This is a genomic window from Haloarcula mannanilytica, from assembly GCF_005406125.1.
Classification (GTDB): Archaea; Halobacteriota; Halobacteria; order Halobacteriales; family Haloarculaceae; genus Haloarcula; species Haloarcula mannanilytica.
In genome coordinates this window covers 1,321,160-1,335,778 of record NZ_BIXZ01000001.1, presented here as the reverse complement: position 1 = coordinate 1,335,778, position 14,619 = coordinate 1,321,160, and the positions used below count along the sequence as shown (strand labels likewise).

Here is a 14,619-nt window from a genome sequence, read left to right as displayed (position 1 = left end):
CCGCGTGTATAGTCTTTCGTGTTCCAGTTATCACGCAAAAAAGTCAGAACGCGGGCTCAGCCCGTCTCGGGGCCGCTTACACTTCGGCCTCGGGGTCGTGGCGCTCGGCCATCCGCTGGGCCTCCGTGGCATAGCGCTCCCGGGTCTCCTCGTCATTTATCGGTTCCAACCGTTCGGGTTCGACATCGATGGCCGCCGTAATCCGTTTGCGCCTGAGCAGGTTCGGCGAGAGCTGTTTGGTCAGGTGGCGGTCGCCCTCGGGCGGCGCGTAGATGAGCGTCACCATGCGCTCGTCGCCGAAACTAGAGCGTTCGACCAGCCAGCACTGGACCGTCTCCTCGTCGTCGGTCATTGCCGTGTCGTTTGCGGGCCGGCGGTTTATATCTTACAACCCCCTCCCGAACCGCCTCAACGGGTGACGTTCAGTCCCTGCTCGATGCCTGCAGTGTACTCCGTGTCGATGTCGATAGCAGTCCCGGCGTTGCGGACCGTGTTCGTCGCCACCACGCCAGCGTCGCCCGAGCGGAGTCGGATGCCGGCCGCCGACGCGTCGGTGACCGTGTTACCCGTGATTGTGAAACTGTACGGTCGCTTCTCGGTCCGTGCCTCGGTGTTGTCCGCGTCCGCCGGGACCGTCCGCGCGAGGATGCCGACCGGACAGCTGTCGACCTGATTGCCCGAGATCGTGATGTCTGACGACCGGGCTTCGGGGGTTCCGGCCACCTCGTCTCGGAGGTGCGTTTCCTTGTACTCGATTTCGATGCCGGCCTCGCCGCCGGGGTCGGGCGCGAACTCGGTCAGGTCCCGACAGACGTTCCCGACGATGGTTCCGCGCTGGGCCGGCGAGCAGGCGATGAGGCTGTGGCCGCCGTCGACGGCGACGTTCCCGATGACGGCGAAGTTCGAGACGTTGTACGGGGCGATGTTGTTGAACTTCACGCCGACGACGCGGTTGCCGGCGATGACAACGTCGCTGGATTGCCGGAGGTCCCGGTCGCTGCCGGTCGGTGCGGCACGGCTGGTGATGCCGTACCAGTTCGGATTGAGGACTTCGTTGTGCGCGACGGTTACGCCCGTACAGCGCGTGAACGACAGCGCCATCTGGAAGCCGTTCACCGTGCGGTTGCGGGCGATGTAGACGCTGTCACACTGGTCGGCCTGGATGGCCTGATTGCTCAGTTGCGTGCCGTTGGCGTCGAACTCGATGTCGGTGACAGCAGTGTTGTTACCGCGCACGCGAATGAGGTCGTGCCCGGTCGCCAGCGGGTTCGACTGGGACTCCGACGGCGCGGGGTCCTCGTCCGTTCCGGTCTGTGTGGCGACGAAGCGAGTCCCCTGCTGACCGGTCAGCGCGGTGTTGTCGCCCATCGTCGCCGGCCCACCGAAGTGGAAGGTGTCGGCGCTGGCGATGACGGCTCCGCCGCTGTCCGGGACGTTGTCGAAGGCGTACTGAAACGCCTCGTCAGCGGTGCCGCCGGTCGTGAACGCGACCTTGCCGCGGCCGCTGTCGAGTACCAGATACTCCGTGCCGTTGCCGTTCCCGTTTCCGTTGCCGTTGGCATTTCCGTTCCCTCCCCCGTTCGACTGTCCGGCTCCGGTCGTGACGAAGAACAGCGCCCCTGCGCCCGGTAGTCCAGCGCCCGCCTGTGCCTGCTCGCTGCCGCTGAACAGTCCGATGCCCGCCGCGGCACCGATACTCGATAGCACGGACCGGCGCGACGCCTGCCAGTCCGATTGTCGCGACGCAGTACCAGCTCCGTTGGTGTCAGTCTGCATGCACGTTCGGCTGCCCGGCCGCCCGCAATAACCGCTTATAATACTCGTCTGACCGGTACGTACCCCTTAATACCTGAACTGTCCGGTCCGACACAGTGGGTCAGTCCGCCGGCGTGTGGCTCGTTCGATGCCGGCCGACACGGGACGCCCGTCTCCAGAACGCGACGAGCGGTACGCCGTCCCCGCCACTGACAGCAGATTTATGCCGACAGCGCCGGGACGATACGGTAATCCGACGTGGTCTCCGACGACTCGCCCTTCGAAGATGTATCGGCAGACAGGGACTACCTCCGGGTCCTGCTCACCGCCGTGTGTGTCGTCGCCGTGGTGCTGGCGACGGCGATGCTCCCGGTTCTGTCCCCCGGTGGGACACAGAGCCCGATGGAGTCCCTTATCCCCCTCCCACAGGAGAACCCGTTCGGGGAGGCCGGGGGGACCTCGACCGGGGGCAGCGGGGGCCAACTCGGCGCACTGAACCCAGGAAGCCAGACTAGCGTCGGTGGCTCACTCGACAGCGGCGACAGTCCGTACCAGTCTCAGAACACGGAGCCACATTTCACCGTCACGAGCTCCGAACCGGCCTATTGGCGGACGGGCGCGTACGAAACCTACACCGGCACGGGATGGGACGGCCGTGCGGACCCGCAGGCCTACGAGGGGGCGATGGCGGTCGATGGAATGACCGACTCGACGGTCGATTACGAGGTGCGACTGGCCAAGTCCGCCACGTCGTTGCCGACCGTCTGGCGGCCGAAATCCGTCTCGCGTGAGAACGTGCTGGTCACCGAGTACGGCGCAGTCACGTCCGAACGACCGCTGCCAGCCGGAACGACCTACAGTGCGACCAGCGTGACGCCGCCCGACGACCCCGAGGTGCTACAGACGAGTGGCCGTGACTACCCCGACGAAATCGAATCGCGCTACACGGGCGTGCCGGCGTCGACCTCGGCCCAGGTGGGACCGTTCACCGACCGGCTGACCGAAGACAGCGACTCGCCCTACGAGACGGCGGTGACCATCGAGCAGTGGCTGGAGGCGAACAAGAACTACTCGCTGAACGTCAGCCAGCCGCCCGAGGACGACGTGGCCACTGAGTTCATCTTCCAGATGGACGAGGGGTACTGCGAGTACTTCGCCACCTCGATGGCGGTGATGCTGCGGAGCCAGGACATCCCGGCCCGATACGTCGTCGGCTACTCGACCGGCGAGCGGACCGGCCAGAACGAGTACACCGTCCGCGGGATGAACGCCCACGCGTGGGTCGAGGTGTACTTCGAGGGCGTCGGCTGGGTGCAGTTCGATCCGACGCCGGGCCGGGAACGCCTGGAATCCGAACAGCAGGCGATGCAAAACAGCAGCCAGGAATACAGCGCCTCTGAGTCCGGAAGTCCCGGCGAGGAGTTCGCCGTCGGCACGCCGACGGACGAGACGCCGACAGACGAGACAACGACCGGTGTGGACGGCCAGGAGTCACAGAGCGAGGAATCGACGGGCACTGAGACGAGTGCAGACGAGACCGGTGATGGCGATGGAGCCAGCGACTCGGGCGAGGGACAGACCGTTTCCGAGTCCGGCGAGTTCGTCGTCGAACTCAACCGGACGGCGACACCGGGTGCGGCGGTGGCAGCGACGGTGACCCGTGACGGCGCGCCGGTCGAAGGTGCCGACGTGTCCTTCAACGGCGAGCCGGTCGGGACGACGGGACCGGACGGCACCGTCTCCGGGACGGTCCCCTACGATGACGAACTGACGATAACCGTCGATGCACCCGATGACGAGGCATCGCTCGCCGTTCCGTCGGTACCGCGGGATAGCGGACGCTCCTTTGCTGTCGCTGGTCCGCAGGCCCAGCAGTCGACGAACGCGAGCTACGAACTGAACACCACCGTGTCGGTGAGTGTCACCGGCGAGCAGGTCACCGGTGGCGAGGTGACCGTCACCGCAACCGTCGACGGCGTCCCGGTGCGTGACGGCGACGTGTTGCTCGACGGCGAGCAGGTAGCGACGACGGACCGGCAGGGGCGTGCAGCGGTCACGCTTCCGACCGAACCCGGTAACGTCTCGATTGCCGTCGAGCGGGAGGCCGTCAGTGGCAACACGACCGTCGCGCTCGAACGGCTCTCCGTGGCGACGACGCCGACGCTGCCCCTGGCGCTGCCCGTCAGCGGCCAGACGGTGAACGCGACGATGGGCGGCGAGCCGGTCACGAACGCCACGGTCGCGGTCGGCGGGGAGCCGATGACTCGGACCGGTGCGACCGGCCGGGCGACGGTCGGCCTGCCGCTCGCGTCCAGTACCACGATTGCGGTCTCGAAGTACGGCCAGACGGCCACGACGACTGTCGGCGGCCTGTTCGTCAACGCCGCGGCCGTCGCGGCCGCTCTCGGTGCGCTCATCGCCGGAACCGTCGTCGGCGCTCGTCGGCGGAACGTCACGGCGGAGACGCTGTGGGAGTGGCTTCGGTCCGCACGCGAACTCGCTGTCGGGGCGCTGGTCGGTGTCGCTGTGGTGCTCGACGACCTGCTGGGCCGCTTTCGCACGCGACTCGCATTCACTCTCACGGCGCTGCGGGATTTGCTCGCCGGCCGCCGGTCGCCGGCGGCGCTGCTGGACGCACTGCGGGCGTGGGTTGATACCCGCCTTTCGGCGGCCGGAGACGCGGCCAGCGGCGCGGTGACGGCCGTCTCCGCGACCGAACCAAACGGCGACGACGGGACGCCCGCGGCCCGCGTCACCATCCGCGAGGCGTGGACGCGGTTCCTGACCCACGTCTCGCTCCGACGGTACTGGACGCGGACGCCCGGCGAGATTGCGACCCACGCCATCGAACGGGACGGCCTCCCGCCGGCCGCGGTTCGGACGGTCCGGGACGCCTTCCGGGCGGTCGAGTACGGCCAGCGGGACCCACAGGAGCACGTGGCGGCCGTCGAGGACGCGATTCGGACCATCGAAGCGGCCGCCAGGCAGCAGTCCGGCGCGACCGACGACACCGACGACCCAACGGAGGGACGGGCCTGATGCACCTACGAACGGTCGTCTTCGGGACTGTGGGGCTGCTGGCGACCGCTGTCGCGGCCGCCCTCGTTTTCGCGCCGATGGTCGCCGGCGAATCGCTGGTCGCGCTGCTCGCCGCTGTTACCCCGACGACCGCCCTCCTCGCCGGGAGCCTGGTCGTCGGGCTCTGTGCGGTTCTCGCCGGCTGGCTCGGTGGACTCCTCGGCGGTGGCTCGGCGACCGCCTTCGATGTGGCCGTCGACAGCCCGCCCGAGGCCGTCACAGCGACGGAGGGGCGGCTGTTCGCCGCCGACATCGACGCGGCTATCGACGACGCGGTTGCGGGCGACGATTCGGCGATGGACACCGTCACCGAGCGGCTCGCAACGGCGGCGACGACGGCCTACGCTATCGGTGTCGGCGTTTCGCAGGCGGAGGCCCGCCAAGCCGTGCGGGCGGGGACCTGGACCGACGATGCTGTCGCGGCGGCGCTGCTCTCGCCGACGGACCCCCAGTCGCTGCTGGCCCGGCTCCGCCTGTGGCTCGACCCCGAGAGCGAGCGCCGTCGCCGCATCCGCCGGACGGTCGACGCTATCGAGCGGGTGTCGGGGGGTGAACGCTGACGATGCACCGTCGTGTTCGCCGCTGGAGCGGTGGCCTCGCAGCCGCGCTGTTTCTCGTTAGCGTCTCGCTGCTGACCGCGGAGCCGCTGTTGCTCGCGGCGACCGCGATACCGCTCATCTACGTCGCCTACGGCGCACTGTCGCGGGTGCCGGCGGGGACCGACTTGCAGGCGGCCCGTTCCGTCTCCGACGCTCAGCCGACACCGGGCGAACCGGTCGAAATCGAACTCACGCTTACGAACACCGGCAGCGGTTCGCTGACCGACGTGCGGGTCATCGACGGCGTGCCCGAGGAACTGGCCGTCGTCGACGGGTCGCCACGTCTCTGTACCTCGCTGCGGCCCAACGAGAGCGCGACGCTGTCCTACGCCGTGATGGCAAAGCGCGGGAGTTACACCTTCGACGCCGCCGCGGTGCGGGTGCGGACGCTGTCGGCCAGCGACGAGGTGACCGTCGACCTCCCCGTCGCCGGCGACGGGACGCTGACCTGCTCGAACACCGTCTCTGAGGTGCCGATGGCCGACGCGACGCTCCCGCGGGCGGGGACGCTCCCCACCGACACCGGCGGGAGCGGGCTGGAGTTCCACTCGACGCGGAGCTACCAGCCCGGTGACCCGGTCAACCGCATCGACTGGCGGCGCTACGCCAAGACCGACGAACTGACCACAATCGACTACCGCGAGGAACAGGCCGTCAGGACCGTGCTGGTCGTGGACGCGCGGCCGCCGGCCCGCGTGACGCCGGAGCCGGGGTTCCCGACCGGTGCCGAACTGTCGGCCTACGCTGCCGAGCGCCTGTTTGACGCCCTCTCCCGGACTAGCGTCGTCGCGAGCGTCTGTGCCGTCGGATTGGCTGAATCGGATGTCCCCGGCGGGCTCGGTCCTGACGGGCTGGCGTGGGTCGACGCCTCGGGCGGCCACGCGGCCGCCCACGCGAGACAGGTGTTCGACAGCGTGGGCCGCGCGGCGGCCCGGCAGTCGGAGGCTGACGCGGCCGGTGACGCTGACGTGTCTGGAACCAAGTCCCGCCAGCCCCCTGGGGACGACACACAGGTGACGACGGCCGACGGGGGCACAGTCGATGACCCGGACCTGCTGGCGGTGCTCGCCCGCCTGCCGCCGACCGCGCAGGTCGTCGTGTTTTCGCCGGCCGCCGACGACTGGCCCGTCTCGCTGGTGTCGTCGCTCGCGGTCCGTGACTACCCGACGACGCTGGTCAGTCCGTCGCTGGCTCGCGGCGACTCACTCGGGGCGGCCGTCGCCGGCGTCGAACGCACCGCTCGGCTCCAGCGGGCCGAACTGTCCGGCGCGACCGTCATCGACTGGGACCTCGACAGCCCCATCGACGTGGCGCTGCGGGCCTCGCTCGCGGACCTGTTCAGCGTGTAACCATGGACGACAACACCACACTCTCGACCCGGATGCCCTGGACCAGCCTCGCCACCGTCGTCGGCGTGACGGCGCTGCTGGTCGCGGCACTGCTGGGAACCGTCTCCGCTGACCGGGCCGCCCTCGTCGGTGCGGCGACCGGCGTCCTGCTGGCGCTGTCGCTGTGGCTGAGCGGCTGGGACCGATGGCGGGCGGTCGGCACCGTCCTCGCCAGCATCCTCTCGCTGCCGGTCGCTGTCGGACTCTCGGTCGCCAGCGCCGGCGCGGTCGTCTCGCTCGGTGCCGAACTGTTCCCGGTCTCCTCACAGACCGGCATCCGCCCGGCGGTCGTCACGCTGCTGTCGCAGGTGTTCGTCGTTCTCGGCTGTCTCACTGCCGTTTTCGGCGCGAGCGCGGCCACCCATGGCGTCGTCGACACCGACCGCGTTGGGACCTATGGCGGCGTCGTCGTACGGACGACCGTCGTTCCGTTCGCCGTCGCCCTGGCGCTGTTCGCGCGCGGAGCCGTCGACTATTTGCAGTCCAACGCCGGGACCCCTGGCGTCCAGCAATTGCTGGGTGAGGCCCTCACACAGGTGCTGGGGCCGGTGTTCGACCCGGTTCCCGGGCGGACGCACATCGCCATCTTCAGTCTGTTGCTCGCCCTCGCCGCCGCGGCGCTGGCCCGGGGCATCGATTCCCTGCCGCTTGCCGAACTCGTCCCGGAGACGAGCGAAGCGCCCGATATCAAGGGGCCTCTTGCCGCCGCCGAGCGAACGCTCCGGTGGACGGGCCGACTCGCCCTGCTGGTCGCGCCGGTCGCCGGGCTGTTCGAACTGGGCCTCGGCCAGGAATCCGTGGCCGAACTGCTCCCGCGTGTCCTGTATGACCTCATCGTCGCAGTCACGGCTGCACCGGGTCTCCGTGGCCTCCTCTGGTGGCTGTTCCTCGGCGCGACGGCTGTCTCGCTGGCCGTCTGGTTCCTCCGGCGGACAGTCCAGAGTTCGGCCGACCGCGTCGGGACCGTTCTCGCGCCGTATGTCGGCGGCGGCGTCATCACGCTCGCCGCGGTGGCGGTCGCGGGCCCGGCAGTCGGAGCCATCGAGACGGCGCTCCGAGCGACGCCGGCCGCGGCGGCCGTCGAGCAGTTCCTCGTTCCAATACTGGACGTGTACGGGGCCGAGACCGTTACGCTGGTGCTAATCGTCCTGGCGCTGTTTGCGGTCATCAGCGCCACGGGACAGCTGTGGATCGCATTGGTGACGAGCTATCTCCGCGAGCGGACGGCCGGCGTCACGCTCGCCGCCGCCGGGCTGTTCGGGGCGAGCGCCTTTGCCGCGACGCTTGACACCCCGACCTGGCTGGTGCTCGCGGGCCTTGTGGGTGCCGTCGTCGTCTGGGACGCCGGCTCGTTCGGGACGACGCTCGGACGCGAGGTCGGCACTGGGGCCGCGACGCGTCGCACGGAACTCGTCCACACCGGCGGGACCGTCGCGGTCGGCGGTGTCGGCGCGGCGGCGACGTTGGGGCTGTCCGGTATCGCACAGGGTTCTATCGTCGTGGAACCGTCGGTCGCCGTTGCGGGGCTCGTGGTCTGTCTCGTTGCCGTCCTTGCGTTAGTGGCCGCGATCCGATAGCACGCACCGAACAAGCCTTTGTGCAGTGCTGTCAAGCCAACAGTATGACTGACCGGTCCCCACGCGAACGGGCCAGAGCCAACGCGACGGAACTCGCTTCGCTGGCTGTCACCGGGTTCTGGCTCGTAGCCCTCGTCACCGGCCAGGAGTGGTGGCTCGCGGCACTGCTCGTCGGCTACGTCGTGGTCGTCCCCTTGGTCGAACTGCTGTACGGCGATGCGGACGAGGAGGCGGCGGAATCGAGCGTCGACGCGACAGCGGCGACACAGCCGTCATCGACTGAGACCGACGAGACGCCGCTGGAGCGCCTGCGCCGCCGCTACGCAGACGGGGAACTGACTGACGAACAGTTCGAGCGGAAACTGGAACGACTGCTCGAAACGGAGACGCTGGAGGATATCGAAGACAGCGCGGCGCTTCGAGACCAAGAGTGGGACCCACAGCACGAGACCGAGCGGACCTAAGAGTCAGGGACTGACCGCCGGCACCTCGACGCGGTCCAGCACGTCGTCGACGACGGTCGCCGGGTCGACGCCGCGGACCCCCGCGTCGGCGGTCAGGACGAGTCGGTGGGCAAACGCCTCCTCGACGACCTTTTTCACGTCGTCGGGGACGGCGTAGTCGCGGCCGTCGAGGACTGCAGCCGCGCGGGTGGCCTCGAATAGCCGCTGGATACCACGGGGTGAGACACCGACATCGACGCGGTCGTCCTCGCGGGTGGCTCGACCGAGTTCGACCACGTAGTCTCGGAGCGTGCCGTCGACGGTGACTGATTCGACGGTCCGCTGGAGCGCTGGGAGTCGGTCGCCGTCGATGACGCTCGTGACGCTCGGGGCCTGGGCCGTCCGGTCGGCCCGCCGGTCGATGAGTTCGCGTTCACCGCCGAAGTCGGGGTAGCCCATCGCCGTCTTGAGGATGAAGCGGTCCCGCTGGGCCTCGGGCAGGCCGAAGGTCCCCTCCTGCTCGACGGGGTTCTGCGTGGCGATGACGAAGAACGGGTCGGGTAGTTCGTGAGTCACGCCGTCGACGGTCACCTGCTTCTCGCCCATCGCCTCCAGCAGGGCGGCCTGGGTCTTTGGCGGCGCGCGGTTGATTTCGTCGGCCAGCACGACGTTGGCGAAGACGGGACCGGGCTGGAAGTCGAACTCGCCGGTGGCCTCGTTGTACACGTTCGAGCCGGTGATGTCGGCCGGCAGCAGGTCCGGCGTGAACTGCACCCGCTTGAACGACAGGTCGAGTGCCGTGGCGAACGACTGGGCGGTCAGCGTCTTCCCCGTGCCCGGCACGTCTTCCAGCAGGACGTGACCCCGGGCGAGAATCCCGGTCATGACGGTTTCGAGGAAGTGGTCGTCGGCGATGACGGCACTGCCGACGGCGTCGAGGATCTGTCGGCTGGTTCGTCCGGCAGTGTCGTGGTCCATACCGGCGTGTAGACAGCCACCGACAAATACCCTCTCCCTCGGTTTCGCCGGCCGGCGGACCGGTGGAGTGACAAACAGTCACAATCAGAGAGTATTGCCGTAACTCTGAGTTATAGATAGCTAGAGAGATATGCATACTGCACATGACTACCGACTACGGATTCGGGACGCGCTGTGTTCACGCCGGCCAGGAGGAGCCGGACCCGGCGACAGGGGCGCGCGCACCGCCCATCTACCAGACCTCGTCGTACGTCTTCGAGGACGCCGACACCGCGGCCGACCGGTACGCGCTGGAGGACGACGGCAACGTGTACTCGCGGTTCGACAACCCGACGGTGCGGATGCTCGAAAACCGCATCGCGTCGCTGGAAAACGCCGTCGACGCCGTTGCGACCGGGTCGGGGATGGCCGCGCTCGACGCCGGGACGTTCGTCCTCGCGTCCAACGGCGACAACATCGTGACGGCCGCCTCCATCTACGGCGGCACACACTCCTATTTCTCGAAGACCGCCAGCCGGCGGGGTATCGAGACGCGCTTTGTCGACACGCTCGACCCGGACGCCTACGCCGCGGCCATCGACGAGGATACGGCCTACGTCCACTTCGAGACCATCGGCAACCCCTCCCTCGTGACCCCGCCGATGGAGGAGATCGCCGAGGTGGCCCACGATCACGGCGTGCCCGTCTTCGTCGACAACACGTTCGGGACGCCGGCGCTCTGTAACCCGCTCGACCACGGCGTCGACGTTCTCTGGGAGTCGACGACGAAGTGGATTCACGGCTCCGGGACGACCGTCGGCGGCGTCCTCGTCGACGGCGGCTCGTTCCCCTGGGACGAGTACCCCGAGAAGTTCCCGGAACTGGGCGGCGAGAATGAGGCCTTCGGCAAGAACTTCACCGATGCCTTCGGCGACCGGGCGTTCTCCGTCGCCGCCCGTCAGCGCGCGCTCCGCTCGCTCGGCGACGGCCAGAAACCGTTCGACGCCTGGGCGACCCTCCAGGGGACAGAGACGCTCTCACTGCGGATGGACCGCCACTGCGAGAATGCGATGACTGTCGCACAGCACCTCGAAGACCACCCCGAGGTCGCCTGGGTCACCTATCCCGGGCTGGAGAGCCACGAGACCCACGATCTGGCACAGCAGTACCTCTCCGGCGGGTTCGGCGGCATCGTCACTTTCGGGCTGGAAGCCGGCTACGACGCCGGGCGGCAGTTCTGCGAGGAGACGGACCTCGCGCAGTTCCTCGCCAACATCGGCGACGCCAAGACGCTGGTCATCCATCCGGCCTCGACAACCCACGCCCAACTCAGCGAGGAGGAACAGCGCGCCAGCGGCGTCACGCCGGACCTCCTCCGGTTCAGCGTCGGCATCGAGGACCCCGAGGACATCATCGCAGATATCGACGCTACAATCGACCGTGTGACATGAACGTCGACCACGACACCCTCTCGCTGGGCGAGTTCGAGTTCGACTCCGGGGAGTCGATTCCGGACCTCGAAATCACCTACGAGGCTTACGGGGAGTTCGACGGCCACAACGCGGTGCTGGTCTGTCACGCGCTGACCGGCAGCGCCCACGTCGCCGGCCGCGACCGTGTCGACAGCGCCGACCAGGCCCGCGCCTGGTGGGACGACATCGTCGGGCCGGGCAAGGCCATCGATACCACGGAGTACTACGTCGTCTGTGCGAACGTGCCGGGCTCCTGTTACGGCTCGACAGGACCGAAAAGCGAGAATCCGGAGACGGGCGATCCCTACGGCACCGACTTCCCGCCGGTCACCGTCGGCGACTGGACCGAGGCCCAGCGCGCCCTGCTGGACGAACTCGGGATTCCCCACCTCCACGCCGTCGTCGGCGGCAGCGTCGGCGGCATGAACGTCCTGGAGTGGGCCAAGCGCCATCCGGATCACGTCGACCGCATCGTCCCCATCGCCGCCGCCGCGCGACTGGACACGCAGTGTCTCGCGCTGGATGCCATCGCCCGGCGGGCCATCACGACCGACCCGAACTGGAACCAGGGCCACTACTACGGCGAGGACGACGACCCGCCGAGCGACGGCCTGGCGCTGGCCCGCCAACTGGGCCACGTGATGTACCTCTCGAAAGCGTCGATGGAGCGACGGTTCGGCCGCCGCGCCGCCGGCCGGGACGCCGTCCGCACGTTCCCCACCGACGCCGCGGGCGCGTTCTTCCCGTACCGCGACGTGGAGTCGTACCTCGATTACAACGCTGAGAAGTTCACCGAGCGGTTCGACGCCAACAGCTACCTCTACCTGACGCGGGCGATGGACAACTATGACCTCGCCGCGGGGTTCGAGTCCGACGCCGACGCGCTGGCGGCTTTTGACGGCGACGCGCTGGTGATGTCCTTTACCGCCGACTGGCACTTCACCACCCAGCAGGCCGAGGCGCTGGCCGACTCGCTTCGGGAGGCCGACGCGAACGTCGCCCATCACGTCATCGATTCCGACCACGGCCACGACGCGTTCCTCGTCGAACCGGACAACGTGGGGCCGCCGCTGTCTGACTTCCTCGACGCGGGCGTCGACGGCAAGGCTGTCACCGACTCGGTGGTTGAGGACTCCCAAGAGAGCGACTTCGCGCCGGTCCACAACAGCCTGTTCTCGCGGTAAGGATTCGAGAGTACCGTCCGTCGGTGTGCGGGTCTGATGGCTCCTGATTCGTCCTGTCAATCATGCATATCCTGATACACGGTAGCATTTAACACATACCGACTCGACTATCTCTATGTATGGCCGACATGACCACGAACATCGAAAGCGAGGAGTATTCGTTCGGACAGACGGTGTACGACGAGGACGGCAACGAACTCGGAACCATCCGCGGCTTCGACGAACACGGGTTCTACGTCACTGTCGAGGACGGCATCGAGGCGCTGTCGAGCGAGCACCTCAGCGCCGGGGCCGCGGGCGAGGCCGAACTGATGTGGCGCTGCTGGGAATGTGGCGAGATGGGACAGATCGAGGACATCCCCGAGGAATGTCCGTCCTGTGGCGCACAGAAAGAGGATATCTACTACTGGCAGGAGGACTGAGACGGCCCCCGAGGGGCCGGGGCTACGCCCGCTCGAACCGCTCGGCGACGGCCGGCCCGACCGCCTCACGGACGGTTTCAAACGCCGGTTCGGGAAGTGAGACCGTCAGCGTCGTCCAGTCCCGTTCGAGAATCGCCCGCCCGTCGCCGTCACTGACGACCACGTACACCAGCGGTTTCCCGTAGACTCGCGCCAGCGCGTCGAACGTCTCCGCCGTCATCGGGACCGTCCCGGTGGTGTGGGTGTCGGTCGCTGAAACGTCGGTGTGGCCCGCGAGCCTCTCGACGGCGAACCGTTCGCCGCCGGGGTTGTCTCGCCGCCCCACTCCGAGGTGGACGAACGCCTCTGTGGGGGTTCGGGGGGACGCGTCCAGCACTGCCGCGAGCAGGTCCAATCCGACCGCTTCGTCGGGTTCGGACAGTTCAACTCGCCGTGTGGTCTCGTCTTCCGGCCAGGTGGGTCCCGGTTCGACGCCGTCACCGATGCCTTCCCACGCCGTGACGATTGTCTCGGTCAGCCGGTCGATGCCGATTTCGTCGATGGCCCGAACTACCGCCTCGGCGTCGTCGGAGTCGCCCATACTGTCTCGTTCGTCGCTCGCGGCCAAGTGCGTGCTGATTCGCCGCCGGTGATGGGTTTTTGTCCGGGCCCGTCCTGCTCGTCGGTATGGATATCGTCGTCGTCGGAGCCGGGAGCCTCGGAAGCCTCGTCGGTGGTCTGCTCGCCCGCGAACACGACGTGACGCTCGTCGGCCGCGAGCCACACGTCGGTACCGTCGCCGAGTCAGGCCTCTCGGTCGTCGGAACCGAACAGTTTCGGGTCCATCCGAACGCGCAGACGACGGTCCCGGTCAGCGCCGACCTCGCGGTGGTGACGGTCAAGGCCTACGACACCGCCGCCGTAGCGACCGACCTCGCGGACTGTACGCTCGACGCCTGCCTCTCGCTGCAGAACGGGATGGGCAACGAGGCGCAACTGGCGGCCACACTCGACTGTCCGGTGCTCGCGGGGACCTGTTCCTACGGCGCGAATCTCCGGGAACCGGGTACCGTCGCGTTCACGGGCCGCGGCGAAATCGTGCTGGGGGACCGCAACGGCGGCCGGTCCGCAGTCGCCGACGACGTTGGGGCAGCGTTCCGCGCGGCCGGCATTGAGACGACCGTCGCCACGGACATGCCGACCCGCCTCTGGGAGAAACTCGCGGTCAATGCCGGCATCAACGCGGTGACGGCGCTCGCCCGCGTGGAAAACGGCGCGCTGGTCGATTCGCTGGCCGACACTATCGCCGCGGACGCCGCCCGAGAGACGGCCGCTGTCGCCCGCAAGCAAGGGATTGCCCTCTCGGACGAGCGCGCGGTCTCGCTCGTCGAGCGTGTCGTCCGAGAGACTGCTGCCAATCACTCGTCGATGTTACAGGACGTTTCGGCCGGCCAACAGACGGAGATCGACGCCATCAACGGCTACGTCGTCGGTACCGCGACGGAGCCGGTCCCCGTCAACGAGACGCTTACTCGTCTCGTTCGCACGTGGGAGCGACACCGCGAGGGGTAGGGCCGTCATATCGGCGCGACGGAGGTGTTGGTGCTAGCTGCTCTAGTTCTACACGTCGGGAAAATCGACGACTGCCGCCTCGGAATGACACAACGACTAAATAAGTGTCACCTATGGTCTCGCATATGCTCGGACAAACCACGGTACAGCGTCTCAGAACGCCACATAGTGTGGCCGGGACTGCTCTGCGCGA

Annotated in this window: 13 protein-coding genes; 9 read left to right on the top strand and 4 right to left on the bottom strand. The window is 68.1% G+C overall.

The features are described from left to right. Positions 1–76: 76 nt before the first annotated feature. Positions 77–352 carry a hypothetical protein gene (locus Harman_RS06850; protein ID WP_137683044.1) on the bottom strand — a complete coding sequence of 92 codons (276 nt, stop codon included), beginning with the start codon at positions 350–352 and terminating at the stop codon, positions 77–79. Positions 353–408: 56 nt separating this feature from the next. Beyond that, positions 409–1,776: a right-handed parallel beta-helix repeat-containing protein gene (locus Harman_RS06845; RefSeq protein WP_268812792.1), complete on the bottom strand. Its 1,368-nt coding sequence runs from the start codon at positions 1,774–1,776 to the stop codon at positions 409–411. A gap of 237 nt (positions 1,777–2,013) precedes the next feature. Between Harman_RS06845 and Harman_RS06840 the strand changes: the two genes are divergently transcribed. Genes Harman_RS06840 through Harman_RS06820 form a run of 5 tightly spaced genes read left to right on the top strand, consistent with a single transcriptional unit; the run spans position 2,014 to position 8,861 of the window. Beyond that, complete coding sequence (locus Harman_RS06840) at positions 2,014–4,794, top strand: transglutaminase TgpA family protein (RefSeq protein ID WP_137683043.1); 2,781 nt, start codon at positions 2,014–2,016, stop codon at positions 4,792–4,794. After that, a complete protein-coding gene (locus Harman_RS06835; protein WP_137683042.1) occupies positions 4,794–5,393 on the top strand; it encodes a DUF7269 family protein in 600 nt (199 codons plus the stop codon). The genes Harman_RS06840 and Harman_RS06835 overlap by 1 nt, the downstream gene beginning before the upstream one ends. A 2-nt stretch (positions 5,394–5,395) precedes the next feature. Then, positions 5,396–6,781 (top strand): DUF58 domain-containing protein, encoded by a 1,386-nt coding sequence (locus tag Harman_RS06830; protein ID WP_137683041.1) that lies wholly within the window; start codon positions 5,396–5,398, stop codon positions 6,779–6,781. A 2-nt stretch (positions 6,782–6,783) separates the two neighbouring features. After that, the gene (locus tag Harman_RS06825; protein ID WP_137683040.1) at positions 6,784–8,397 is read left to right on the top strand and encodes a DUF7519 family protein; all 1,614 of its coding nucleotides are present in this window, start codon (positions 6,784–6,786) and stop codon (positions 8,395–8,397) included. A gap of 44 nt (positions 8,398–8,441) precedes the next feature. Next, a complete protein-coding gene (locus Harman_RS06820) occupies positions 8,442–8,861 on the top strand; it encodes an SHOCT domain-containing protein (protein ID WP_137683039.1) in 420 nt (139 codons plus the stop codon). A 3-nt stretch (positions 8,862–8,864) separates the two neighbouring features. On the opposite strand, the gene Harman_RS06815 is transcribed toward Harman_RS06820, so the two are convergent. Then, the gene (locus tag Harman_RS06815; RefSeq protein ID WP_137683038.1) at positions 8,865–9,818 is read right to left on the bottom strand and encodes an AAA family ATPase; all 954 of its coding nucleotides are present in this window, start codon (positions 9,816–9,818) and stop codon (positions 8,865–8,867) included. Between the two features lie 143 nt (positions 9,819–9,961). On the opposite strand from Harman_RS06815, the gene Harman_RS06810 reads away from it, so the two are divergent. The 3 genes from Harman_RS06810 (at position 9,962) to Harman_RS06800 (ending at position 12,875) form a co-directional block, all read left to right on the top strand. Further along, positions 9,962–11,248: an O-acetylhomoserine aminocarboxypropyltransferase/cysteine synthase family protein gene (locus Harman_RS06810; RefSeq protein ID WP_137683037.1), complete on the top strand. Its 1,287-nt coding sequence runs from the start codon at positions 9,962–9,964 to the stop codon at positions 11,246–11,248. Beyond that, the gene (metX, locus tag Harman_RS06805) at positions 11,245–12,453 is read left to right on the top strand and encodes a homoserine O-acetyltransferase MetX (RefSeq protein ID WP_137683036.1); all 1,209 of its coding nucleotides are present in this window, start codon (positions 11,245–11,247) and stop codon (positions 12,451–12,453) included. Before Harman_RS06810 ends, metX begins: the two co-directional genes overlap by 4 nt. A gap of 119 nt (positions 12,454–12,572) precedes the next feature. Beyond that, complete coding sequence (locus Harman_RS06800) at positions 12,573–12,875, top strand: DUF7130 family rubredoxin-like protein (RefSeq protein ID WP_137683035.1); 303 nt, start codon at positions 12,573–12,575, stop codon at positions 12,873–12,875. A gap of 22 nt (positions 12,876–12,897) precedes the next feature. Here the strand turns inward: Harman_RS06800 and Harman_RS06795 are convergent, their stop codons facing one another. Beyond that, positions 12,898–13,455, bottom strand: coding sequence for a hypothetical protein (locus tag Harman_RS06795; RefSeq protein WP_137683034.1), 558 nt, complete (start codon positions 13,453–13,455; stop codon positions 12,898–12,900). Between the two features lie 86 nt (positions 13,456–13,541). On the opposite strand from Harman_RS06795, the gene Harman_RS06790 reads away from it, so the two are divergent. Then, on the top strand, positions 13,542–14,426 hold the full coding sequence (locus Harman_RS06790) for a ketopantoate reductase family protein (RefSeq protein ID WP_137683033.1): 885 nt from the start codon (positions 13,542–13,544) through the stop codon (positions 14,424–14,426). Positions 14,427–14,619 lie beyond the last annotated feature (193 nt).

Bases quoted from the DNA above. Each gene is read 5' to 3' on its own strand.
- Harman_RS06830 (WP_137683041.1), top strand. From the start codon at position 5,396: ATGCACCGTCGTGTTCGCCGCTGGAGCGGTGGCCTCGCAGCCGCGCTG.
- Harman_RS06835 (WP_137683042.1), top strand. From the start codon at position 4,794: ATGCACCTACGAACGGTCGTCTTCGGGACTGTGGGGCTGCTGGCGACC.
- Harman_RS06795 (WP_137683034.1), bottom strand. From the start codon at position 13,455: ATGGGCGACTCCGACGACGCCGAGGCGGTAGTTCGGGCCATCGACGAA.
- Harman_RS06825 (WP_137683040.1), top strand. From the start codon at position 6,784: ATGGACGACAACACCACACTCTCGACCCGGATGCCCTGGACCAGCCTC.
- Harman_RS06820 (WP_137683039.1), top strand. From the start codon at position 8,442: ATGACTGACCGGTCCCCACGCGAACGGGCCAGAGCCAACGCGACGGAA.
- Harman_RS06845 (WP_268812792.1), bottom strand. From the start codon at position 1,776: ATGCAGACTGACACCAACGGAGCTGGTACTGCGTCGCGACAATCGGAC.
- Harman_RS06810 (WP_137683037.1), top strand. From the start codon at position 9,962: ATGACTACCGACTACGGATTCGGGACGCGCTGTGTTCACGCCGGCCAG.
- Harman_RS06800 (WP_137683035.1), top strand. From the start codon at position 12,573: ATGGCCGACATGACCACGAACATCGAAAGCGAGGAGTATTCGTTCGGA.
- metX (WP_137683036.1), top strand. From the start codon at position 11,245: ATGAACGTCGACCACGACACCCTCTCGCTGGGCGAGTTCGAGTTCGAC.
- Harman_RS06815 (WP_137683038.1), bottom strand. From the start codon at position 9,818: ATGGACCACGACACTGCCGGACGAACCAGCCGACAGATCCTCGACGCC.
- Harman_RS06850 (WP_137683044.1), bottom strand. From the start codon at position 352: ATGACCGACGACGAGGAGACGGTCCAGTGCTGGCTGGTCGAACGCTCT.
- Harman_RS06790 (WP_137683033.1), top strand. From the start codon at position 13,542: ATGGATATCGTCGTCGTCGGAGCCGGGAGCCTCGGAAGCCTCGTCGGT.